The sequence below is a fragment of the Bacillus cereus group sp. MYBK108-1 genome (genome assembly GCF_051917185.1).
Taxonomy (GTDB): Bacteria; Bacillota; Bacilli; order Bacillales; family Bacillaceae_G; genus Bacillus_A; species Bacillus_A cereus.
In genome coordinates this window covers 691,265-715,437 of sequence record NZ_JBQAHZ010000001.1, presented here as the reverse complement: position 1 = coordinate 715,437, position 24,173 = coordinate 691,265, and the positions used below count along the sequence as shown (strand labels likewise).

Genomic DNA, 24,173 nt, shown 5'->3' with positions numbered 1-24,173 from the left:
TCTAAAAGCTATAAAAACGAAAGAAAAGGAATTACAACAATTTACAAAGAAACATAGGGTAGAGGAGTTGATATGATGAAAGGCAATCTTACTTATTATTTTATCGTAAATCCGCTAATAATCTTTCTTGTTTATGCCCTTTCACCTATATTGTTTGATAAAGAAGTATATACAAGTATGAAAGATGCATTTGGAATACTTACGTTCTATTATGTGTTAATGGGTGGATATTACTTTATTGATATTTTAAGTGAAAAGATAAAGAAAAAAAGTGATGGAGGATAACAAAATGACTGAAAGTGAAATGAAATTCCGGGATACGACCATTCGTAACTTTTTCGATAAAGAGGATCGTTTAAAATCGATTCCAGGTCAAAAGAAGAAAAAACTAGTATTGTTAGAGCATTTAATTAGCAAGTTAAATGCTGAAAATCAATATACAGAAAAAGAAATTAATACATTTATAAAACAATATCATGATGATTTTTGTACAATTAGACGTGAATTTATTGTACAGGGGTTTATGAATAGAGAGGATAATATGTACTGTATAAACGGGAGAGAAGTTTGAACGAAGTGGGAGGAGTTAAAATAATGAATCAGCGAGGGGATCCCCGCTGATTATAAGCCTGTGCTAGTCTTGCTGTTTCTTTGTAGTAAGTCTATGAACGCTTCAACATTCGAACTTGTAATGTATCCAAGTGTTATATATTCATCTTCATAGTAAAATATTATTTTTTTGTCAAAGATTCTTCTCTTTGTTTCTATGGATAGAATTTTTTCATAATCAAATTCGGCAATGAATGTGTTTTTATATTGGCTAAAAAAGAGAAGTCTTTGATTAGTAGCAAGTAACATGCCAGGATACGGGACTTTATGCGTAATCATATAGCCAGTAAGTGAACATTTTAAAGTAGATAAAATCTTTTCTTCTTTATGTAATAGTTGTTTTGCAGCTGTTAAGATTGGATTCATTGCATACATTCCTTTTATTTTGATGTATGAATATTGTATCAAGAGTAAAAAGATTCTCAATATGTAATATTGCATATTGGCCGTTTTATAGTTTTAATATTATTTTTAAAAAGAAAAAGTACGAGGTGATTCAATGATACGGTTAGTAAAAGAGACTGATGCAGAAGCAATTATGAATATTAGAAAAGAAATTATATTATCGGAAACTACTACAAAATTTTTCATAGTATCCCCAAAGAAGTTACCGAATGATATGAATGCAGAAAGAGAAAAGATACGGAAAAGTAATGAGAAAGGTAATCTTTATATCGTGTATGAAGTAGATGGGAAGGTAGTTGGCTTTTTACTTTTCAACCGATATGAACTAGAACGGTTACAACACGCAGGCACAATGGGAATGGGGATTAAAGAGGCGTATTGTAATCAAGGCATAGGCACGAAATTAATTGAATTTCTTATTAGTTGGGCGAAAGGGCAGAAAGGTTTAGAGAAAATTTGTTTAGGTGTAGTTTCTGTTAATGATAGGGCAATTAAAGTGTACAAACGTATGGGCTTTGTAGAAGAAGGCAGACAACGAAAGCAAATTAAATATGAAGATGGATCATATGGAGATGACGTATTGATGGGGTTTTATATTGAATAAAGGATATATGGTATTAAGAAAAGGAATGTACATAACGTAAACTTCTAAAAGCAGTATAAATTCCCCTGCATTAACAGACTTTTACCTATGTATAATATTAATATAGTAAAATCATAACAACCGATATTGCAGTTTCCAATAATATACTATATAATCAATTTAAGAAAACGTTTTCATGCAAAGGGGGAGAATTTCGTGTCGACTATAGAGGACGTGGCGAAATTAGCGGGGTTATCAAGGACAACGGTTTCTAGGGTGATTAATAATCATCCATATGTTTCAGATGAGAAGAAAAAAAGGGTTCAATTAGCAATGAAGCATTTAGGCTTCGTTCCTAATTCTGCGGCGAGAAGGCTTCGTAAACAAAAAACGGAAACAATTGCGGTGCTAGTTCCAAGGATTACAAATCCTTTCTTCAGTAGATTTATCGAAGCAATCGAGATTGCTGCTTCTGAACATAAATATAAACTGATTATTTGTCAAACAAGATATTTACCGGAAAAAGAGATGGAGTATTTACAATTATTATCTACGAAGCAAGTAGATGGGATTATTCTATGTTCACTAGAAAATCCGTGGGAAGATGTAGAGCCATACTTACAGCACGGTCCAATCGTGTTGTGTAATGAATATATTGAGGAAGCAAATATTCCAACAGTGAAGTTTGATCATGCGCAAGGAGCATACATAGCTGCGAAGCATGTGTTAGATCAAGGATATCGTAATCTTATTTTTTGCCGTGGTAACGAAACCAAAGTCGTTAGCCAGCAGCGAAAAATGGGCTTTTTACGTGCAATAACTGAGAAGAGCCGCCAAGTAGAAGCGATTGACTTTCTTGAAAACGCTTTCTCTTGGGAGGATGGAAAACGAATATTCCATGAAGTATTAAAGGACAAAAAAAATCCTACCGCGATTTTGGCAGGAGGCGATGAGGTAGCAGCTGGAATTATCTCAGAGGCGAAACGCCATAACTGGAGCATTCCAGATGATCTCGCTGTTATCGGTTTTGATAATCAAATATTATCGCAGATTACAGAACCAGGTATTACGACTATTGAACAGCCAATTGATGAAATGGCCCGAAAAGTTGTCGACCTAATGATGGATAAAATCCATACGAAAAATTATCGAAAAAAAGAATTGTATGAGTTTGAACTGGAGCTCTTGGTGAAAGGTTCAACGATGAAGGATAAGATGTTATTAGCCTAGTAGACTATGTCTGCTAGGTTTTTTTATGTTCACAAACTACTATTCTTCGTGAACGCAATCGTCACATTTGTTATGGTATGCTTCGTGTTGCTCATCAATTTCTTTCCCACAGTGCGCACAAGTTTTCGTCGGTAAATTTCTGAAAAACTCCATTGGTTGATCGATCATGTCAATCCCTCCATTTCCATTTCTTACTATCATTGTATTAGTACAAAAAATAAAAGTCAACAACTGTTTTATAACAAAATTGAAAATTAATGAAAAAGTTTAGGAAATGGATTATAGTTAACAATGTAGGATGTAAGTAAAAAACTTTCTCAAGTACGGAGAAAAACTGCATTCCTACTCGGTTTTAGAAAGGATGGATACATATGAAAATGACTGTTGTCGGCTTTTGGGGCGGCTTTCCAGAAGCGGGAGAAGCAACGTCGGGGTATTTGTTTGAACACGATGGTTTTCGTTTACTTGTAGACTGTGGTAGTGGTGTACTAGCACAGCTTCAAAAATATATAACACCATCTGATATAGATGCAGTTGTACTATCGCACTATCATCACGATCATGTTGCAGATATTGGGGTATTGCAATATGCGAGATTAATTACGAGCGCGATAACAAGGCAACTACCAGAACTACCAATATACGGTCATACGTTTGATGAGAATGGTTTCCATTCTTTAACACATGAACCGCATACGAAAGGAATCGCGTACAATCCAGAAGAAACACTTCAAATTGGACCGTTCTCGATTTCATTCTTAAAAACTGTTCATCCTGTTACATGCTTTGCGATGCGCATTACAGCAGGTAGTGATATCGTAGTATACAGCGCTGATTCCAGTTATATTCCTGAGTTTATTCCATTCACGAAAGATGCTGATCTTTTCATTTGTGAGTGTAATATGTATGCACATCAAGAGGCTGCAAAAGCAGGGCATATGAATAGTACAGAAGTAGCAAGTATTGCAAAAGATGCGAATGTAAAAGAACTTTTATTAACGCACTTACCGCATACAGGCAACCCATCTGATTTAGTAACAGAAGCAAAACAAATTTTCAGTGGCCATATTACGCTAGCGCATAGTGGTTACGTATGGAACTCATGAGGTGATACGATGTTATTTATTGATAATAAAGGAATTACAGATCCTAGAATAAACTTAGCGATCGAAGAATATTGTGTGAAAAATTTAGATATTAACGAAACATATTTACTGTTCTACATTAATGAGCCTTCGATTATCATTGGTAAAAATCAAAACACAGTAGAAGAAATTAATGCAGATTACGTAAAAGAAAAAGGTATTCATGTCGTTCGTCGTCTATCAGGCGGAGGCGCAGTATATCATGATTTAGGAAACTTAAACTTCAGTTTTATTACGAAAGATGATGGAGACAGTTTCAGCAACTTTAAAAAATTCACAGAGCCTGTAACGAAAGCGCTTAGTAAATTAGGTGTAAAGGCAGAACTAAGTGGTCGTAACGACATTTTAGCTGAAGGTAGAAAAATTTCAGGTAACGCGCAGTTCTCAACGAAAGGTCGTATGTTCAGCCACGGTACGTTACTATTTGACTCTGAAATCGATCACGTCGTATCAGCGTTAAAAGTAAAAATGGATAAGATTCAATCAAAAGGTATTAAATCAATCCGTAGCCGCGTTGCGAACATTACAGAGTTCCTAAACGAAGAAATGACGACAGAAGAGTTTAGACAACTTCTTCTAGAAACAATTTTCGAAGGAGAAACAGAAATCCCAACGTACGAATTAACAGAAAATGATTGGAAAGAGATCCATAAACTTTCTGAAGAACGTTACCAAAATTGGGATTGGAACTATGGAAAATCACCGAAGTTCAACTTACAACATTCACACCGCTTCCCAGTTGGACAAGTTGATGTTCGTCTTGAAGTGAAAAAAGGAACAGTAACAGAATGTAAAATTTACGGCGACTTCTTCGGTTCACTAGATGTTCATGATATCGAAGAGCGTCTAACAGGCGTTCAGTTCGATAAAGATGCATTCACTGCAGCTTTAGAAGGCGTAGATATCGCACGCTACTTCGGTAACATTACAACAGAAGATTTCTTACATTTATTCTTCTAAAAATGAGGGAGGCTGCCATAAAGGCAGCCTCTTTCTTTTTGTAGTTTTGTCGATATAATTCCATTTACCACAAAATGTATACTTACAGGACATCTGCCTCTTATAAAGGAATATATATATGAAAAGGAGGCGAATCGAAATGAAAAGAGTAATGTACGTTATATTATTGCTCAGCTTCGTCATCGGAATGACAGCGTGTAACAGTGGATTGCCCTCAAGTCGTACAATTTTGTCTATCGGAAAACCGGCTGAGGATAATGTTATATATTTTACGCATACAGATAACAAACGAAAGATACATGATATACAAGACATGTTTCAAAATAAGAAGTGGAAAAGAAATGAAACATTCAGCACTGTTAATAAAACGCCAGATGTCGTCTTATCAATAGATGAAAACAACAAAGGGTTACCGACGTTATATGTTACGGTGTATTTTCATGAAGATGGAGCGGACGCTCTTAACTTGCACGGCGAGCATACGACGTTAAATAAAGAGGAACTTAATAAACTTAGAGAAAAGATGAATGCATATTATCCTAAAATGATTTCTGGTCTAGTTTCATAAATTACTTACAAATAAAATCCCCGTATTCTTCCAAAGTAAACTAAGAGTAGGTAGTCTGTCTATATGCAGTTAATAGAATATCACTTGCCACTTTAATTTTCTTTTAATATAATTAATTTAGAATTTTTAAATATTCTAAATTTTATAAAGGTGGGGTTTTTGTGAATCTCGTTCAATCTTTGGCTGAAACGGCAAAAAAGAAGGGGGATAAACCGGCTTATATATTTATGGATCAGTCGGTCTCATATGACCAATTAAACAAAATGGTCACAAGGTTTTCTGGCAATTTAGCAGAAATGGGCATTGGAAAAGGGGACAATGTCGCATTAGTTGTTGGGAACTCACCACATTTTTTGGTCGGTTTATACGGAACAATGAAAGCCGGAGCAACTGTTATTCCAGTTAATCCAATTTATACAGCAGACGAAATGCATTATATTTTACAAAATGGAGATGTAAAAACAATCATCGTACTCGACGTCCTTCTACCTGTTATACAATCTCTTACAACAAGACTTCCTTCATTAGAAAACATCATCATATGCGAAACCTCATCAGATTTTAACCATACAGAAACCGAAAAAATGAAAACGTTTACTAGTTTTGTGGGGACTGGAGATACAACTTACGAAGGTCCTGAACTAGATGAAGAAGATGTAGCGGTTATCCTATACACTTCGGGCACAACTGGAAAACCGAAAGGCGCTATGCTTACACATAAAAATTTATATAGTAATGCAAGCGATGTGGCTTCGTATTTACAATATACGGCTGATGACCGTGTTGTTGCGGCACTGCCTATGTTCCATGTATTCTGTTTAACAGTTGCGGTAAATGCACCGATTGTGAACGGGGCAACGATTTTAATGTTACCGAAATTTAGTCCGAAAGAAGTATTCCGTATTTGTCGTACGTACGAACCAACGATCTTTGCTGGCGTACCGACGATGTACAATTATTTATATTTATTTGAAGAAGCAAGCGCAGAAGATGTGAAGACGCTTCGTCTTTGTATTTCCGGTGGTGCATCGATGCCTGTTGCTCTTCTACAAAACTTTGAAAAACGTTTTAATGTTATTGTTTCAGAAGGATACGGTTTATCAGAAGCATCACCAGTTACTTGTTTCAATCCGCTAGATCGTCCTCGTAAACCAGGGTCGATTGGCACAAATATTTGGCATGTAGAAAATAAAATTGTAAATGAACTTGGGGAAGAAGTACCTGTCGGCGCAGTCGGTGAATTAATCGTTCGCGGACCTAACGTTATGAAAGGATACTATAATGCACCAGAAGATACAGCTGCGACATTGAAAGACGGCTGGCTATATACAGGTGACTTGGCGAAAATGGATGAAGAAGGTTACTTCTATATCGTTGATCGTAAAAAAGATATCGTCTTAGTTGGCGGTTATAACGTATACCCTCGTGAAGTAGAAGAAGTATTATATACGCACGAATCAGTAGCGGAAGTTGTCGTAATCGGTGTTCCTGATGAAAACTTAGGAGAAGCTGTGCGAGCGTACGTCGTTTTGAAGCAAGCAAACGTAACAGAAGAAGAACTAATGCATTACTGTACGTTACATTTAGCGAAATATAAAGTGCCGAAAAGCATTGAGTTTTTAATAGAATTACCGAAGAATACGACTGGTAAGTTGTTAAGAAGAGCATTGAGAGAGAAAGCGATGCAAGTGTAATGAAGAAAAGGTCTCCTAAAAGATATTTTAGGAGACCTTTTCTTTGTTTATCGTAATAACTTTTTCTCATATGAAATGTAGTCGGAAGTTTGTATATATAATAGCGGAGCGTGTTCAAACAACTATTTGATACGAGTAGTAATGAGGATATTTCTCTTACTTTCTTAAACACAGTTATTACAATTAGAAGACCCACATTTACGCTATTCCAATGAAACTCAATGTATTAGCTTCATTGGAATGCTAGAACAAAAGTGAATGTAAAAGTTTAGTTGAATCATGTTCATATTCTGTCGTTAGTAAATAATAATAGATGTAATTATTGTAATCTTAAATTATATAACAGAATTAATTATCTGAAATGATATTTTAAAAATTGTTATTAAATTGTCGTATTTTGTGCACAAAATCTTCAAAACTTTAAAACTGTATTTACTTTACTCTTTAGTTTATATAAATTGTGATATGTAACATTATATATGTTAAAAATATTTCAGTGAGGTGAGTTTATGGAAGGTAAGAAACAAAGGAAGTGGTATCAGTATTTAATACAACTTATCGTAGTTGCATTAATTGTTACTTCTATACCACTGAATGGGTTGGCAGAAACGGCACCACCGTTTACACCATCTCCAAATTCAGAACAAAGTCCAGAAGTGGAAAAGAAAGAGGAGCAGGAATTACCAGCTCCACATCCAGATCAATTAAAGAAGGATAAGGCTAAAGCACAGGCGAGTCCGACTGAGATTGTAGAAGAAAGAACGGAAACCGAAAAGGTTTTTGATAACAATGATGGTACTTTTACAAAGAGGGTATATACGGAACCGATTCATGCGGAGAAAGATGGAAAGCTAGAAGAGGTTTCACCAAAATTAGTAGAAGCACCAAATGAAAAAATTGTAACTGAAAATACAACATTAGAACCAGAGTTCGAGAAAGCGACACAAGATGGAAAGTACGTTCAATTTAAAGTAAAGGATCATACTATTCAGTATAAATTAATAAGTGCAAATGGTGAAAAAGGTGAAATGAAGCCATCACCAGTCACTGCAACACATGAAAATAATACAGTATGGTATAAAGGGGTCTTCCCAAATATTGATTTAAAGAGTACGACATTCAATGAAAATGTAAAAGAAGATTTTGTATTACGTGAGTATACAGGACACCACATTTTTACATTTGCATTAGAAACAGATTTAACACCTAGCTTACAGGAAGATGGTTCAATCGACTTCCAAGATGAGAAAAAAGAAAAAGTATTCACATTGCCGAAACCATATATGAATGATTCCAATGTGGACCAGCAATCAGGCGAGGCTGTAACGTCAGATGCAGTTCGCTACAATATTGAGAAGAAAGATGAAAAAACATATACATTAACTGTTACTGCAGATCCGCAGTGGTTACAAGCACCAGAGCGAAAATATCCGGTATATGTAGACCCTTCGGTTCAGTTGAAGGATTTTGATAATGCATATGCTTCAAGTGCATATCCAACTGTCAATTATTCAGGAGGAAAGCTTTGGGATGCTGGTCAAAATGCTTATACGTTAAAAGTAGGATATTATGATGGGTCATCTGGGACAAACTTTGCATTTATTAAACCAGACGTTTCGAGTTTTAAAGGTGCAAATATTGAAAGTGCAACATTCAATGTACATACCATTTGGCATTATTATGCGAATCAACCAAATGGTGTTTGGTTAGATGAAGTAACGAGTGCCTGGAATGAAGGTAGTTTAAATTGGAATAATAAACCTGGTTCAAATAATATTGCACATGCTGATGTAACAAGAGGACAATTGGCGAAGTTTAATGTAACTAACACAGTAAAAGCATGGGTAGAAGGCGCTAGACAAAACAATGGCTTTAAGCTACATGCAAATGGTAATGGTCAAAACCATTGGAAGAAATTCATTGCAGCTGAAAATGGAACGAATGCACCATTCTTGGAAGTGAAATATTCCTACGCAAAACCAAATAAGCCAAGAGTACAAGCTTACTCAAATGGCAGTGGGAGTGGTTCAGGTCACTTCAATGTACAATGGGACGGAGTTCCAGGAGCAACAGGTTATAAAGTTGCCATTTTTAATGGATATGACTATGAATATATTCCTGTTGGGAATGTGACAAGCTGGACGACAAAAGATAAAAAAATATTCCCGACGCCAGAAGAAATTGCACAAGGGCGTTACTGGATACATGATGACGGAAAAGGTGCAGAAGCGCCTACTAACCCAGGACAAATATATAAAAATGCTTACGAGTCAGGAGGTCCGTACGGGGATTATAGCGGAAGAAGTAGCTACTGGATTCGTATTGTAGCAGAGTATCCGTTTGGGGATAGTCCACTTTCAGATGAAATAGTTCCATTTATTCCATTAGAACAAGTGAAAAAGCCAGACGGATCGGCCTACATTAATGCGACAGATAAGGAAACAGGATATGTCACATTAAAGTGGGATGCAGTTCCAGCGGCTGCAGGCTATAAAGTTTGGATTTATAACGGAAAAGATTACGAAGCGTTCGACGTAGGAAATAAAACAAATTGGACAACGCAAAATGAGAAAATTTGGCCAACGAAAGATGAAATTGCAAAAGGCCAATATTTACTTCATCATGATAAAAAAGGTGCAGAATTAGCAGTTGATCCATCACCTGTGTATAAGAATTCTGGCGGAATTTATGCTGGCTTTAAAAATTATTGGTTCCGTGTAACAGCGTATAGTAAAGCCGGACATGCTGAAAGTGAAATTTCGCATGAATTTGTACCTAAATTTGCTCAAGACTTTGGGTTTATAGGGATGTTTGATTACTGGGCATCAGTTCCGGTACTAAATGGTACAGTGAATGCTACAAATGGTAACTTTATCATGAGTGAAAAAGATATTACGTTATCAGGGCGCGGACCGGATGTATCAGTAGAAAGAACGTATAATAGCCAAAGTAAAAAAGTAGGTTTATTTGGTACAGGTTGGTCTAGTGGATTAGAAGAAAGAATTTTGGCTGAAGGAAATGGAAACTTACTATTAATTTCTGCCGATGGTGCAAATATTACTTTTACTAGAACGGGAGATAATACGTATCAAGCTCCTACAGGTATATATTTAGAAATTAAACAAGTATCAGGCGGATATGAAATAAAAGATAAAGACCAAACGGTTACTTTCTATAAATCTGGAGATGCACAAGGTCGTATCCAGTATACAAAAGATAAATACGGAAATACGACGACATATGAGTATGATGGTGAATCACGTTTATCAAAAGTGAAAAATGCTTCTGGCAAAGAGTTAGTCGTACAATATGATGGAAATAATAAAAAAGCAGCAAGAGTAATCGGCCCAGATAGCAAGACGATTACATTTAAATATGATGGAGATTTACTCGTTTCTTCTACAACACCAGAAGGAAAAGTATATAAATACGGATATGATAATGGATTACTAACATCTATTTATGATCCGCAACATACCGATGCCAAACCATATAAAACATCGTATGCATACGAGAATAATAGATTAGTAAAAGTAACGGACCCATTAGGAAAAGCTACGACATTAGCATATAATACAGATGCGAAAGAAGTTACGTTAACGAATCCTAAAGGACGTAAAACTGTTTATACGTATAACGATGCTGGAAACCCAGTCAAAACAGTTGAAGATTCTGGACGTCTAAATTTAACGACAACGTATGAATATAATGCAAATAACCTAGTAAAAACAACAACTCCTAAAAATCAAACAGAAACAGCGACCTATGATGGTAATGGGAATGTAACTTCTGTTACTGATGAAATGGGAACAGAAAAGTTTGAGTACAATAAAGACAACGGGCTTATAAAAGCGACAGATAACGAAAATCGTGAAACAACAGTTGCTTATAAGGCTGCAAATACAGAAGTATCTGAAACAGACCAAGCAGCAAATACATCATCTTTCATGCAGTATGATCAGTTTGGAAATCCAATTGCGACAACTAGAGAGTTGGGAACAGGAGAAAACCTGATTCAAAATCCAAGCTTTGAAATGAATAACACTGAGAGATGGAATGAAGAGAAGGCTAATAGTCATGGATCATTGAAAAAAGATGCAACATTCGCGCCGGGTGGATTGGGTGGATCTTCATCTTTACAAATGATAGTAAAGGCGCAAAACGCTGGTTGGGGATACCATAGTGCGATTCAAGATGTGGTAGTAGAACCAAATACAACATACACATTAAGTGGGATGATGAAAACATCATTAACTCACGCTGGTGCATTTTTTAATGTTCAGTTATTAAAAGAAGATGGAACCCCTCTTGGAAGTGGGAATAACTGGTTTGATACACGTCATAATAGGATAGAGGGCGAGAAAGATTGGACGAATCGCCAAGTAACCTTTAAGACAACAGATCAAACAAAAAAAGTTAGAATATATCTACAAGTTGATTATAATCGAGCAGATTCAAGTGGTTCCGCATGGTTTGATAAGATTCAACTAGAAAAAGGTGAAGTTTCTTCTAGCTTTAACCCAATTGAAAATAGTAGTTTAGAAAATATGGCGGGAAATGGCTGTATGCCAGGTTGGATTAGAGGAGATGGAACAAGCTGTGATCCGAAAGATGTTTCTCAGCAAGAGAGCTTTACGGGACATTCATCTATTGTATTAGAGCGTAGCCAATATGGTGGTTCAGATGTAGGATATGGCAAGCATATCACTATAAATCAGAAAAAAGCAGAACCAATTACGCTAACAGGAATGTCTAAATCAGTAAATGTAGAAAATACTGCACCAGATAAACTCTCTCGAGATTACTCTATTTGGGCAGATGTACATTATCAAGATGGTAGTGGGGAAAATTTCCAAGCGAAATTCCCAAGTGGGACAAATGATTGGAATCGTAGTGCGGTTGTAATCCCTGCCACTAAACCAATTAAACGTATGGAAGTTTATATGCTCTTTAGAAGAGAGAATAAAGGAAAAGTTTGGTTTGATGATATACGCCTATTAGAAGGAAACGCTCTTATTAAAAACGAGTACGACAACGATGGAAATGTTGTTGCGACGTATGATGAAGAAGGACAGAAAAATACATTCGCATACGATGCATCAGGAAATAAAAAGAGCGAGACAGATGAAAAAGGAAATACAAAACTATATGATTATAACAAAGATAATCTATTAACAAAGGTTACATTAAAAAATGGTACTTCTGTAAATTATCGTTATGATCATAATGGAAACACAACAGAGAAATCTGTCATGTTTGGTGGGAAAACACAAACACACAAATATGAATATGATGTAGATAATAAAAATACAGTGTATATCGACGCGTTAAACCGTCGTATTGAAAACACGTACGATGAAAATGCAAACAAGATTAAAACGAAAATGCCAAACGGTTCTATTTTAGAGTCTGTATATGATACAGCAGATCGCGTCGTTGGTGAAAAGCGTAATGGAAAAGATTCATTTACATTCGAACGTGATCAAAATGGACAAGTTACGAAAGTAAAAGACCATGTCAACGGCGTAGAACGTACAAAAACATACGACAAGGCAGACCGCGTTACAAGTGCAACAGATAGCCGAGGCGGAAAAATTGACTGGGCATATCACGACAAAGCAAACAGTAAGACAGAAAAGTTAAAAGAACAAACAGTAACGCAAGGCGGATATACAAATAAAGTATCGTATGACTACAATACGTTAGATCAAAACATTCGTGTGACAGACGGTTCTCAAACGTATCGATTTGATTATGACGATCAAGAAAATGTTCGTACGTATACAGCTGGCAATGGTTCAGGTTCTACTTTCAACTATGATCATGCGAACAAAATAAAAGATTTAGTAGTAGGTACATCAAACGGTATTCTTCTATCTGAACGATATGAATATGACCAATCGGGTAACCGTACGAAGATTAAACATGAGGGTGCAGGCGGAAAAGTAACAGAAACAAACTTTGTCTATGACCCGATTAACCAACTATTAAATGAAGCATTGCCAAACGGAACAAGTAAATCTTACACATATGATGGATTTGGAAACCGTACAAGTGTTAAAGTTGTAGAGAATGGAAAAGAAACAAAGTCTATAGCGGCAACCTTTAATGACGGAAATCAGCTTGTAAAATTCGGAAACGAATCGTTAACGTATGATGCGAATGGAAATCGTACATCTGATGGGAAGTATAAGTATACATGGAATGAAGATGACCAACTTGTAGCGATCACAAAACAAGGTGAGAGCAATGCATTCGCAACATACAAATATGATGATGATGATCGTCGTATTGAAAAGAATATAGATGGAAAAGTAACACGTTACTTCTATGATGGAGATAGTATTAATCCATTATATGAAACAGATGGAAGTGGAAAAGTTCTTCGTCATTATGTGTATTCAGCAGATGGTGTACGCTTAGCGATGAAATCAAATGGACAAACATTATATTATCACTATAATCCACGTGGTGATGTCATTGCGATGACGGACCAAAATAAAGAGGTTGTAGCAAACTATGAATACGATGCATGGGGTAATGTATTAAAGAGTGATACAAAAGGTATTGCAGCAGATAATCCGTTTGGATATGCGGGATACATGTATGATAAAGAAATAGGCATCTATTATTTAATGGCGAGATACTATCATCCAGATCACGGTATATTTATTTCAGTTGATCCAGATCCAGGGGATGAAGATGATCCAATTACTCAAAATGCTTATACATATGCTCATAACAATCCAGTAATGAAAGTAGATGCGGATGGAAATCATCCAGTTATTGTAGGTGGTGTACTTCTTTATAGAGGATATAAAGCTTATAAGACGTATAAGAAAGTTACAAAAGTTGCTAAGGTTGCTAAGAAAGCTAAGAGGCCTAAGGGGCATGGGAATTCCCTGTCAAGTAAAAGAAATAATCATGGTTATGAGATATATATAAAAGATAAAGGGAAAAAGCATGTAGTAAAAGTAGGGATTAGTAATTCTCGTATAACAAAAGCCGGTACATCTCCTAGGGCCACAAGCCAAGCAAATAAATGGACAGCTAAATACGGTCAAAAACATTACACGCGTGTTGTGAAGAAAAATATGACCAGAGCAAAAGCATATAAATGGGAACAGGGACATGTAAATAGAATAGGTAAAAGGGGAGTGACGTTTGATAGAAAGTATCATAGGTCCCCGATGCCATGGTGATAAATTTAAAGGAGTGAATTATATTGCTTGAAGTAAAGTTTTACGATTGGAAAAAAAAACGTCCTAAAAAACATTATTTGCTTGTACATGAAATTAGAATTTTTGAGCTAATTTTCTCAAAGAAAGTTAGCGAGTTTGAGATGGGATTAAGAGAGATTGAAAAAGTAACTGTCTTTTGTTTAGCTAACGAAAACACTGATATTTCATATGAAGTGAATAGAGCTTTGGGTGAAATTCGTATATATGTTCCATATGATTTTATGGACTTTTTAGCATTAAATTCAGTTGAAGAGAAATACAAAGAGTTTTGCAAATTAGTACGCCAATATGTTGTCCCTGGACTTGAAGAAAACTCTACTCTTTCATCATCTGTTGTTAAAGGGTATATAGAGGAATCTTTAGATGAAATTGTGAAGCAAAACTATGAAGGAATATTTTTAGTTGGGAAGACACCTAAGAAAAGCCCAAGCCGTAAGAAGATAGCGATATTAAAAGGAATTCATCGTGTTAAAGGTTTCCAACTACGATGTGAAGTTTATGATGAAAAGGGATTAAAGATTCGAGATCAACTATTGGTGGAAGAGGTAGGAAATGAAATGGTGTATGCAAGATTTTTGGGTACATTAAAATGGGAAAGTGAAAATCTAATAGTAGTTCAATCTAAATCTAGTAGTTGGAAAGAAGAAATTCATGTTTAATAACAAAATTATTTTGGAAGAGAAAATAAAAATCTAACAGGAGCAATTATTGCAGAACTTGAGGCGAAACATTATGCAGTTAATTATAAATATAGAGAGAGGGTATACATTTGATTAAACTAATTAAGCAAGGCATAGATAAAATGTTGTACTGGGAAGTATGGGAAGAAGATAAGAAAACTTTAATTGTACATTGCGGCTGTGTTGGTGATACAGGTGAAATGTATGAAATAGAACTGTATCCATTTCAACGTGTTGAAAAAGAAATGAAAGAGTTAGCAGATGAACATTTGGCGGATGGTTATAAGGAACTCGATGAGGAAGAATTGATAGAATTTGTTTTACAATATCATTATAAAGACAATCAGTTGGAAGCAGCGTTGGAAAAACGACAACAAGTTCAAGAGATTATGGATGAAGCATTGGGATGGTCTGGAAATGGCCATTGCGATGGTGGAGATATTGGTAGCGGGACAATTAACATATTTAACTTTGTAATTGACGTTGATAAAGCGTTGAAGACAATTCTAGATGAACTAGAAAATCAGCAGTTGTTAGATGGTGTGAAGATTGCCTATGTAAACGATGAGGAAGATTATATACAGGTGTATCCTAGTGAAGGTGAATTTAATTTAATATAAAGCATTAATTAAATTTAAAAAGTGTATGAATTCATGTAGAAAAATAGAGAGAAGATTGATATAAGATAGACTTGATATGGAAGTGCATCTCTAATTGTCGAGAAATCAACAGTTAGGGGTGCATTTTCTTTTTAAATGTAGTATCTGGCCAAACACGTATCACTCACAAAACAAGGTGAAAGCAATGCCTTCACAACATATAAGTACGATGAGGATAATCGTCGTATTGAAAAGAATGTAAATGGCCAAGTAACACGTTACTTCTATGATGGAGACAGTATTAACCCGTTATACTACCACTACAACCCTCGTGGTGATGTCGTTGCGATGACAGATCAAAATAGAGAAGTTGTAGCAACGTATGAATATGATGCATGGGGTAATGTATTAACGAGTGATACGAAAGGTATCGCAGCAGACAATCCATTTGGATATGCGGGATACATGTATGATAAAGAAATTGGCATGTATTATCTAATTGCGCGTTATTATAATCCAGAGCATGGTGTGTTCTTATCGGTGGATCCTGATCCGGGCGATGAGGATGATCCGGTTACGATGAATGGGTATACGTATGCGGATAATAATCCGGCGATGATGACGGATCCAGATGGGCATGCTGCTTGGTTAGTTGTTAATGCTGGTTTTGCACTTTATGATGGATATGGGGCATATAAATCAGGAAAAGGCGCAAAGGGAATTGCTAAAGCGGCTGCCAAAGGTGCAATTGGTGGTGGTAAACTTAAAGTTGCAGGTAAAGTGGCGAAAACAGCTGTTATTTATCTAAGGACAAATAAAGCAACAGGAAAACAATATGTTGGTAGAGCGAAGAATATGCAAAGGTATGAAAAGCGCCAAAAAGAACATGCAAAGAAAAATAATGCCAAATATGATTTTCAGATTTTACTTAGAACGAAACCAGGGCGACAAGCAAGAAGATATGAACAAAAAATGATTAATAAATTCGGCGGCCCGCAAAAATATGGTGGGAAACTGGAAAATGCACGTCATGAAATCGCTAAGAAAAAATGGAAACAATACTATGTTTAATTAGTGAAGGAGTGAATAAATGCAATCAGTATTATTTAATAAATTAAATTACACGTTACAGGTCGGAAAAATTCGTATGTTTATACCGGATTTTAGTTCAAAAGAATATATCCTTTTTGAGGATTTAGCCGGGCTTTTAGATTTAGAGACAAATTATGATGCAATGGTTTTTATACGAAATCAAGTTAAAGAAGCGGGAATAAAAGGTAAAGTCCGTTTTGATTCAGAGAGCGATTGTGTAGAGATATATTCAACAAATGGAAAGACAATGTTACAAGTGGCGATTTTGGTGAATAAGCTTATAGACGAAGAATTTACATTTGAGAATAAAAGAGAGTATGAACAATTCATTGAATCTTGGAAACGACCTAAAAAACAAAAATGGAAAGTTGGGGATGTATTTTCTATCTCTTTACCAAATGAAACATATTTTTTCGGACAAATTGTTGAATTGATGGAAGACGTGTTTCCTCTATGTGTTATATTCGATTTACATTTGAAAACAGTGCCTACTAAAGAGGAAATCGATAATGCTAACATTTTAACAGCTTTGATGCTTAATGGAATGGTATTTGACGATTATACTCTTAAGGTTATTTTTGATATGGAAATAATGGGAGAAATAAATGAAAACACTAGGAGAAATCCAGTTCGAAATGTGACTTGGTCTACGTCTCATTTAATAGATTTCTGCATGGAATACAAGTTAGAAAAAAAACAAAAGTTTGTAGAAGAGATATCCGCTAATAGAAATTTTATAATTGAGTATAACTGAGGATAGCAACTTTTATCCGTACTATAAAGCGATTTAAGGGAGATTTATAAATGACAGAAAAAATTCATGAAAGACAAGAAAGAGAAAATCAGGATATAGAAACATTAGCAGCTTTGGAGGATGCAGGATCTAATTTAACGAAAGTGCACTATCTAGAACATTACTTTTTAGTAGATACAATAGAGACTGCAGAGAAAATTGCAGAGGTACTACATGTAAAAGGTTATGATATTTATGAACCATCTGAACAACTTTCAGAAGATGGGTTACGTTACTATGTATTTATAGTGGGGAAAAATTGTATACCAACAAAAGAAAATGTTTGGGAAGAAACAAAGCAAATGGCTGAGTTAGCGATTTTATATAGTGGAACATGTGATAGTTATGACGGATGGGAAACACAAGTAATAGAATAAGTTCGGTGGTAAGGTTTGAAAAAAGCATAAACAGAACAATGTTTAGGTAATAGCTAGTAATTGTTGAAGTTCAGTGTACATTGAAAAGGCGGAGTCTCTTGGAAGGCTTCGCCTTTGTTTATATAAGATATAAATTAGTCTTATTATTCTACCACTACCGTGCGCGTGGCGATGTAGTAGCGATAACAGATCAAAATGGACAAGTGGTAGCAAACTATGAATATGATGCTTAGGGAAATGTCCGAAAGGGCGACGCAAAAGGAATAGTAGCAGATAATCCGTTTGGATATGCGGGATACATGTATGATAAAGAAATTGGCATGTATTAATTGATTGCGAGGTACTATAATCCAGAACATGGTGTGTTCTTATCGGTGGATCCAGATCCGGGCGATGAGGATGACCCGGTTACAATGAATGGGTATACTTATGCGGATAATAATCCGGTTATGATGGCGGATCCAGATGGTAAGTGGGCATGGTTAGTACCGGTTGCAATTGCAGGTGGAATGATAGCAGCTAGGTATGGTGCGAAATATGCAATCCGTGCTGGTGTTAAATATGGTAAACAGGCAGGGAGTGGGTAGGCAACAAGGTAAAGGCAGCTTATAATAATTATAAACACTCTAGGGCTGTGAACAAAGAATTAAAAAATATAGGGAAGCAAACTAATAAAGTACAGCATATTTTAGCTCCAAAGTGCAATTGGAATAAAGTTACAAAATAACCAGGTGATTTTAAATCTGTTTCTAAAGTTATGGGGAAGGTAATGAGGAAAGGAAACTCCATATAAAAAATCAAGTTATCAAAGAACTATGAAGGTGAAAGGACAACAAGTAACGGTTACGTATGCTAAAAAGAACGGGAAGATATATATATCAAATGGGCGGGTAAAATAATGAATGATTTGTTAAAAGATGCAATTTATCGAGGAGACATTGGAAATGCGATAGCATATGCAAATAAAATAAGTATTGAGGAATTAGAGGATTTATTAATAGAATGGTCTTTTAATGAACCCAATATTATTATATACACTTTCTTGACTAGTTATTTAGAGAGTCGAAATGATGCTAGATTACATTCACTAGCATCAGATATTTTATGTCATCCACTATGTCATTTAGAGGGGGCATACCTAGCTGCTTTTTATCATGCAAAGAAGTGTATCGAATTGGAGCCTAATAATATGCAATATAGGGAGTTTTTATTGTTTTTTGCTAGTGTTCCAGATGATGTTTTTGAAGAAAAATCAGCTATGAATTGGGCAAAGGATATATTAAAAGATGACCCAAACAATGAGGTAGCTAAAAATTATATTGAAGAAAATTTATGAACAATGGATAGTAAATTCGTTATTTGAATTGTAAATATATGATATAGAAGAAGTGAAAGAGGAAAAATAAACAGAGAAGTAATTGAAAGAGAGAAGAGCTAAATTAGCCTCTTCTCTCTTTGTGTATACATTAATTTTTATTGATTATAAAATCATAAGAAGAAACGCTATACTATCATTACAACCTTCGTGGTGATGTAGTTACGATGACGAATCAAAACAAAGAAGTTGTAGCAACGTACGAATATGATTCGTGGGGTAACGTATTAAAGAGCGAAGTAAAAGGTATCGCAGCAGATAATCCATTTGGATATGCGGGATACATGTATGATAAAGAAATTGGCATGTATTATCTGATTGCGAGATACTATAATCCAGAACATGGTGTGTTCTTATCGATAGATCCAGAGCCAGGTGATGAAGATGATCCTGTGACACAAAATGTATATACGTATGTAGATAATAATCCAGTAATGTTAATCGATCCAGATGGTAATATACCTGTTGCTCCACTTGTAGTGGCTGGAGCGAGAATGGCTGCCCCTCATGTAGCTCGCTATGCAGCTAAAAAGCTAGGCACTATATATATAGATATGCTAGAGGTCGAGGTTTTGAAAAGAAAGTATTAAAAGAGCTTGGATTAGCGAAAAATACTAAAAAGGTAATGGGCCGGATTCCTGATAGTTTATCTAAAGGGAGAATTACAGAAATTAAAGATGTCCGAAAGATATCATATTCCAAGCAGTTTAAACAATATGCGAAGTCAGGTAAGCGGATTGATTTGATAGTTTCTAAACATTCTAAAGTTTCCAAGCCGTTAATAAATGCGATTAACAAATCTGGTGGGAAAATAAAAGTACGCTATGGAAAAAATAAATATTATACTTATAGATAATATTTATAAATTTAAAAAATGGAGGTTTTTATGTCTATACAATTAGATATTTATACGAAGGAAGATATTTCTTCGCATGAATATGCAAAATTTTTCTTTGAAGCAATCGAAAAAATGGGATTGAAATTTACAAAAATGGCACAATATGAACCAATTAATAAAGTATTTACAATTGAACAGGCTTTGAAGATGTGGATGCATGAAGAACCAGGTTGCTATGATTTTGAGTTAGATGAGATGATGGGTACAGCCGGTGGAATGCTTGGGAGAGGAAATGGCTTTTGGTTTAATGTAGCGTGGTGGAAAGATTCTAGGGGGAAGAGTATCAATTATTTAACTATATCGTTCACAAAGAAAATTTTTACTAAATACCAAAAAGAAATACTAAGTTTTTTTGAAGGAGCATTGGTTGAATTTAATGCCATATACGGATATATCAGTGATGAAAAAATGGTAGATAGACAACATATAACAGGAACAATAAAGAATAGAATACCCGGAATATTTGAATATAATTATTTCGGGAAATCATTTGTTGATTTTATAGGGAAGGATAAGCTTCAATCTCTTCCATGGTCTAATTCTTTTCCGCTAAACGAAGGACTACTAACAGTTTTAAATGATAAGAAGGAAGAAGAATTTTTACTGTTAGAACAGCGAACGAAGGAGCTCATTGGATTGAACCTTTTTAATGGGAAATCAAGTGATTATCCAGATGTTTTGAAGGGATAGAAAAAGATTCATGTCTTTTTGAGAACTATTTTTAGAAAGAAGAGCTTATATAAGCTCTTCTTTCTTTGTATATATTAAGGTAGCTTAGTGGTAAAAACATATATGGTGTGTGGGATAATCTTATTAAAAAGTGATGCAAAAAGAATCATGATAGACAAACTTTGTATATGACTCGATCAACCAACTATTAAATGAAGCATTGCCAAACGGAACAAGTAAATCATACACATATGACGGATTTGGTAACCGTACGAGTGTGAAAGTTGTAGAGAATGGAAAAGAAACAAAATCTATAGCGGCAACATTCAATGATGGGAATCAACTTGTAAAATTCGGAAACGAATCTTTAACGTATGACGCGAATGGCAATCGTACATCTGATAGAAAGTTCCGTTAATTACAGAATGAAAGATTATATAATTTTTAACAATGCGCTTAATACGAGTGTAGCTATGATTAGAGAGTTTTGTATGTGTAAAATAACTCTAAAAATATAAGGATATATTCTGAGGGCGTATGATTATATAGTATATTTATTGATTCGAATCTTTAAAAGGAGAGGAAACATGGAGAAAATAATAGGGATTATTCTGATTATAGGTGGTATGATTCCATTAATTTATGCAATGATACAAATCTATCGGCAATGGAAAGAAAAAGGGCCTTCTTTTGCTCTTAAATCAATAATTTTCTTAGCCGTAAGCATTTTGCTAGATACTGCAACAACTATTATATTGTGTATAGTAACAGTATTCATTGGTATTTGTTTAATTATCTACACATAATAAGTTCAAGAAGGCTAACTTATCGATTGTTACTAATTGGAGGGATTGGATGAACTTCATTTTACATGGATCTAAACATACAGTTTTAGCTTCCGTTTTTGACTCATTTCAAGGTAGGGAAAAAGAGTTTAATTGGCTTATAACAGACATGGAGATTGTCGCACATCAGGAAGAGAAACTTATCCGAGATTATCCTAAAATGTCGTATCCAATAGTTTGGATAGCAGGTGAAGATCTTTCAAATCTCGTAAAGAAATATAATCCTCAATTTATTTGGGGCGTACTATCTGCGTTTGATAAGTCTATAAACATTGATATTAATAATTTGCTTGTAGAGCCCTATGCAAATGGAAACGAAGGGCTCTGGGTACCAAGTCCAAATATTCAGCACCCTCAAGCAAAACTTGAAATTGTTTGTTGGGATTCCAGTTTGATGTTGTTATTAAGTAACGATATAAATATTGATGATAAATTTAGAAATTACTTTAAAGAAGCTAGGGATTTAAATGCCTATAATTCGGAATTTTGATTTAAATGGAGACAACATTAATCCGTTATACGAAACAGATATGGAAAAGGGAATGGTATGCATACTCTACAAGTAGCGTATTATAAGGTGAAAAGCGGATTCTCTGTGAGGAGAATTAGATTATTATTGATTTATAAAAACAAATAGGAATAGATAAACTTAATATTATTAAATGAGAATAGTAGGATGGAATAGGGATAAATATAACTTTGAGAGAAAAGAAGGTGTACTATGGAGTTTACATTCGAAAAGGTTCAACGTATTGAAGATGCAAATATATACCGTGTTAGTAATATAACTGATATTTATGAAACAGATTTATTTGATGATTATAATCGTAATGTTGATAATTTAAGTTTACTTGTTCAAGAGAGGATTAATCAGTTTATTGTACATGTAGATAAATCTGAGGAAAAAAATGTGAAAGAAGAAATAGAGTCTAAAAACATTTCCTACACAGTTTTTGATTCGGGAAGAAGGAACATTTTCTTTGTTTTTGATTCTATACCAAGGACAGAAGTATCATATATAATCAAGTATTTTTATGGTGTAAGTATAGAAAATACTTTTGCTATTATCAGTTTAGGAAATAGCGTTGGTATTAAACTAGAGGAAATAAATCAAAGTAAATTGATGAAGTGTTTAATGGGAGAATGTGTTGTACCACAAATCGAATTAGTTCCATCATCGGCGTGTGCATTTATTCAATATGATGGTGCGCTTTTAACAATTGCTAGTAATAATTTCGATATTTATGCAACATGAAAATAATAAGAGGTAATTAAATGATTTTTTTAGCGCAAGGAGATACTGGAGATATCCAAAGTTAATTAATATATATATGTCGCACCACTTATATTTTTCAGAAAAGGTAACTTTAAGAATATAGGAGGATAAAAGATACATGGATAAAGAATATGAAGAACTCATAGTTAGGAGTTTTTTTCAAAAAAAAATCCAGGATAGAATTATTTTTGAACTAACTTCACCTAAAAAAAGAGTGAAGGCATTAGGGCGTTTGGCGCATAACCATGACACTATCTTAAATTCTATGTATTTTGAATCTATCACAAAAAATATGGTGTATGCTGAAGGAATATCAACGCAATTAAAAAAATATGGAGCAAAGGATTCTTGTTACGTAATGTCCCTTATTAGTGAAATTGATGGGAGTTTTATGGGATTAGAATGTGCAATAGAAAAAGTTATTTGGTGTGCTTTACCTTGTTTAATTTCATGCATACCGAGTAAATTATTATATTTTCAAGCTGAGCAGGGGAGCGGCCCGCCTGAAAGATATATTCTACGTAAAATTTAAAAGTATATCCCTATAAAAAGATATATAAGGTAGGAGAAAGAGTGGCACCATCAATCCATTATATGAAACAGATAGAAAGCGTCCCCCGCTAAATAAAAGTAATAATTGAAAAGGATGAGTGATTATGAGGTTTTTTTTGAGTGGTGAATTAGAAGGGGAAATTGCTGAGGGATTTATAAATATAATTTCAGAAATCGGTAGTGACCTTGAAAAATTAAATAGTAATAATTATGGTAGCGAAGTAGAAGAAATAGCTATAATTCCTATAGTAGTTAACATAACTCCGGAATATGAAGCTGCGGGTTTCTTTAAAGAAAGAAAGCTTTTTAAAAAGAAGAGTAAAGTAGCAGACTTTCGATTAAGGATTGACTATGAGACATTTTTATCTGCAGATTATGCTACGAGGAAAATATTGACAATTGGAAATGTTGTTCAATCTATTAGACTGTTAGGGGAAAAGGCTACGTCGGACTTTAATGCAATAAAGTTAGAGCAAGATATTTTACAAGTTTTTAATATCAAAGAATTGATATAGTGGGACATTTTACAGGTGAATATTATGTAGTACGAAAATACTAAGGAACACCCTGTAGTTCCTCATA

The 24,173-nt window shown here is 34.8% G+C and carries 23 protein-coding genes and 5 pseudogenes; 25 read left to right on the top strand and 3 right to left on the bottom strand.

All coding sequences use genetic code 11. From position 1 onward, the window contains the following. Nucleotides 1–72 precede the first annotated feature (72 nt). Together ACTFSL_RS03740 and ACTFSL_RS03735 are read left to right on the top strand one after the other, a co-directional pair. A complete protein-coding gene (locus ACTFSL_RS03740; protein ID WP_001986098.1) occupies nucleotides 73–285 on the top strand; it encodes a hypothetical protein in 213 nt (70 codons plus the stop codon). Nucleotides 286–289: 4 nt separating this feature from the next. Further along, a complete protein-coding gene (locus ACTFSL_RS03735) occupies nucleotides 290–571 on the top strand; it encodes a DUF2087 domain-containing protein (RefSeq protein WP_440041183.1) in 282 nt (93 codons plus the stop codon). A gap of 50 nt (nucleotides 572–621) precedes the next feature. Here the strand turns inward: ACTFSL_RS03735 and ACTFSL_RS03730 are convergent, their stop codons facing one another. Beyond that, complete coding sequence (locus tag ACTFSL_RS03730) at nucleotides 622–975, bottom strand: PH domain-containing protein (RefSeq protein WP_001068220.1); 354 nt, start codon at nucleotides 973–975, stop codon at nucleotides 622–624. A 133-nt stretch (nucleotides 976–1,108) separates the two neighbouring features. Here ACTFSL_RS03730 and ACTFSL_RS03725 point away from each other — a divergent pair, with 133 nt between their 5' ends. Both ACTFSL_RS03725 and ACTFSL_RS03720 read left to right on the top strand, forming a co-directional pair. Continuing rightward, entirely contained in the window at nucleotides 1,109–1,618 is a 510-nt protein-coding gene (locus ACTFSL_RS03725; RefSeq protein WP_000620469.1) for a GNAT family N-acetyltransferase, read from the top strand. A 195-nt stretch (nucleotides 1,619–1,813) separates the two neighbouring features. Next, a complete protein-coding gene (locus ACTFSL_RS03720; RefSeq protein ID WP_000103715.1) occupies nucleotides 1,814–2,827 on the top strand; it encodes a LacI family DNA-binding transcriptional regulator in 1,014 nt (337 codons plus the stop codon). Nucleotides 2,828–2,866: 39 nt separating this feature from the next. On the opposite strand, the gene yhfH is transcribed toward ACTFSL_RS03720, so the two are convergent. Further along, nucleotides 2,867–2,995, bottom strand: coding sequence for a protein YhfH (gene yhfH, locus ACTFSL_RS03715; RefSeq protein WP_000567010.1), 129 nt, complete (start codon nucleotides 2,993–2,995; stop codon nucleotides 2,867–2,869). 203 nt (nucleotides 2,996–3,198) lie between these two features. Here yhfH and ACTFSL_RS03710 point away from each other — a divergent pair, with 203 nt between their 5' ends. The 10 genes and pseudogenes from ACTFSL_RS03710 (at nucleotide 3,199) to ACTFSL_RS03665 (ending at nucleotide 17,976) form a co-directional block, all read left to right on the top strand. Continuing rightward, the gene (locus ACTFSL_RS03710) at nucleotides 3,199–3,933 is read left to right on the top strand and encodes an MBL fold metallo-hydrolase (protein WP_440041182.1); all 735 of its coding nucleotides are present in this window, start codon (nucleotides 3,199–3,201) and stop codon (nucleotides 3,931–3,933) included. 9 nt (nucleotides 3,934–3,942) lie between these two features. Beyond that, on the top strand, nucleotides 3,943–4,932 hold the full coding sequence (locus tag ACTFSL_RS03705) for a lipoate--protein ligase (protein WP_000897273.1): 990 nt from the start codon (nucleotides 3,943–3,945) through the stop codon (nucleotides 4,930–4,932). A 139-nt stretch (nucleotides 4,933–5,071) separates the two neighbouring features. Further along, entirely contained in the window at nucleotides 5,072–5,500 is a 429-nt protein-coding gene (locus ACTFSL_RS03700) for a hypothetical protein (RefSeq protein ID WP_000832612.1), read from the top strand. Between the two features lie 161 nt (nucleotides 5,501–5,661). Further along, nucleotides 5,662–7,194: a fatty acid--CoA ligase family protein gene (locus ACTFSL_RS03695; RefSeq protein ID WP_001055150.1), complete on the top strand. Its 1,533-nt coding sequence runs from the start codon at nucleotides 5,662–5,664 to the stop codon at nucleotides 7,192–7,194. Nucleotides 7,195–7,703: 509 nt separating this feature from the next. Further along, entirely contained in the window at nucleotides 7,704–14,396 is a 6,693-nt protein-coding gene (locus ACTFSL_RS03690; RefSeq protein WP_440041180.1) for a DNRLRE domain-containing protein, read from the top strand. Nucleotides 14,397–14,419: 23 nt separating this feature from the next. Next, nucleotides 14,420–15,094: a hypothetical protein gene (locus ACTFSL_RS03685; protein WP_059304033.1), complete on the top strand. Its 675-nt coding sequence runs from the start codon at nucleotides 14,420–14,422 to the stop codon at nucleotides 15,092–15,094. A gap of 110 nt (nucleotides 15,095–15,204) precedes the next feature. Then, the gene (locus ACTFSL_RS03680; RefSeq protein WP_046945933.1) at nucleotides 15,205–15,735 is read left to right on the top strand and encodes a hypothetical protein; all 531 of its coding nucleotides are present in this window, start codon (nucleotides 15,205–15,207) and stop codon (nucleotides 15,733–15,735) included. 156 nt (nucleotides 15,736–15,891) lie between these two features. Then, nucleotides 15,892–16,785, top strand: a pseudogene (locus tag ACTFSL_RS03675) (RHS repeat domain-containing protein); the annotation flags it as partial. Between the two features lie 19 nt (nucleotides 16,786–16,804). Then, nucleotides 16,805–17,560 (top strand): Imm26 family immunity protein, encoded by a 756-nt coding sequence (locus ACTFSL_RS03670; RefSeq protein ID WP_001192248.1) that lies wholly within the window; start codon nucleotides 16,805–16,807, stop codon nucleotides 17,558–17,560. 50 nt (nucleotides 17,561–17,610) lie between these two features. Further along, nucleotides 17,611–17,976, top strand: coding sequence for a ribonuclease E inhibitor RraB (locus ACTFSL_RS03665; RefSeq protein ID WP_046392442.1), 366 nt, complete (start codon nucleotides 17,611–17,613; stop codon nucleotides 17,974–17,976). Between the two features lie 42 nt (nucleotides 17,977–18,018). On the opposite strand, the pseudogene ACTFSL_RS03660 reads toward ACTFSL_RS03665, so the two are convergent. Then, nucleotides 18,019–18,111: pseudogene (locus tag ACTFSL_RS03660) on the bottom strand (IS6 family transposase); the annotation flags it as partial. 8 nt (nucleotides 18,112–18,119) lie between these two features. Between ACTFSL_RS03660 and ACTFSL_RS03655 the strand changes: the two are divergent. The 11 genes and pseudogenes from ACTFSL_RS03655 to ACTFSL_RS03605 all read left to right on the top strand — a co-directional run. Then, nucleotides 18,120–18,551 (top strand): annotated as a pseudogene (locus ACTFSL_RS03655) (RHS repeat-associated core domain-containing protein); the annotation flags it as partial. Between the two features lie 240 nt (nucleotides 18,552–18,791). After that, on the top strand, nucleotides 18,792–18,875 hold the full coding sequence (locus ACTFSL_RS03650; protein ID WP_228549857.1) for a hypothetical protein: 84 nt from the start codon (nucleotides 18,792–18,794) through the stop codon (nucleotides 18,873–18,875). After that, nucleotides 18,875–19,312: a hypothetical protein gene (locus ACTFSL_RS03645; RefSeq protein ID WP_000998883.1), complete on the top strand. Its 438-nt coding sequence runs from the start codon at nucleotides 18,875–18,877 to the stop codon at nucleotides 19,310–19,312. Before ACTFSL_RS03650 ends, ACTFSL_RS03645 begins: the two co-directional genes overlap by 1 nt. A 161-nt stretch (nucleotides 19,313–19,473) precedes the next feature. Then, nucleotides 19,474–20,207 (top strand): annotated as a pseudogene (locus ACTFSL_RS03640) (RHS repeat-associated core domain-containing protein); the annotation flags it as partial. Between the two features lie 30 nt (nucleotides 20,208–20,237). Further along, nucleotides 20,238–20,939, top strand: coding sequence for a hypothetical protein (locus ACTFSL_RS03635; protein WP_065211719.1), 702 nt, complete (start codon nucleotides 20,238–20,240; stop codon nucleotides 20,937–20,939). Between the two features lie 154 nt (nucleotides 20,940–21,093). Beyond that, nucleotides 21,094–21,333, top strand: a pseudogene (locus tag ACTFSL_RS03630) (RHS repeat domain-containing protein); the annotation flags it as partial. A 172-nt stretch (nucleotides 21,334–21,505) separates the two neighbouring features. Beyond that, complete coding sequence (locus ACTFSL_RS03625; protein ID WP_000411162.1) at nucleotides 21,506–21,724, top strand: hypothetical protein; 219 nt, start codon at nucleotides 21,506–21,508, stop codon at nucleotides 21,722–21,724. 49 nt (nucleotides 21,725–21,773) lie between these two features. Then, the gene (locus ACTFSL_RS03620; RefSeq protein WP_119683080.1) at nucleotides 21,774–22,253 is read left to right on the top strand and encodes a hypothetical protein; all 480 of its coding nucleotides are present in this window, start codon (nucleotides 21,774–21,776) and stop codon (nucleotides 22,251–22,253) included. Nucleotides 22,254–22,484: 231 nt separating this feature from the next. Beyond that, nucleotides 22,485–23,018 carry a hypothetical protein gene (locus tag ACTFSL_RS03615; protein WP_000397230.1) on the top strand — a complete coding sequence of 178 codons (534 nt, stop codon included), beginning with the start codon at nucleotides 22,485–22,487 and terminating at the stop codon, nucleotides 23,016–23,018. 139 nt (nucleotides 23,019–23,157) lie between these two features. Beyond that, complete coding sequence (locus ACTFSL_RS03610; RefSeq protein ID WP_440041178.1) at nucleotides 23,158–23,571, top strand: hypothetical protein; 414 nt, start codon at nucleotides 23,158–23,160, stop codon at nucleotides 23,569–23,571. A gap of 124 nt (nucleotides 23,572–23,695) precedes the next feature. Then, nucleotides 23,696–24,106, top strand: a complete 411-nt coding sequence (locus ACTFSL_RS03605; RefSeq protein WP_440041177.1) for an Imm44 family immunity protein — start codon at nucleotides 23,696–23,698, stop codon at nucleotides 24,104–24,106. Nucleotides 24,107–24,173 lie beyond the last annotated feature (67 nt).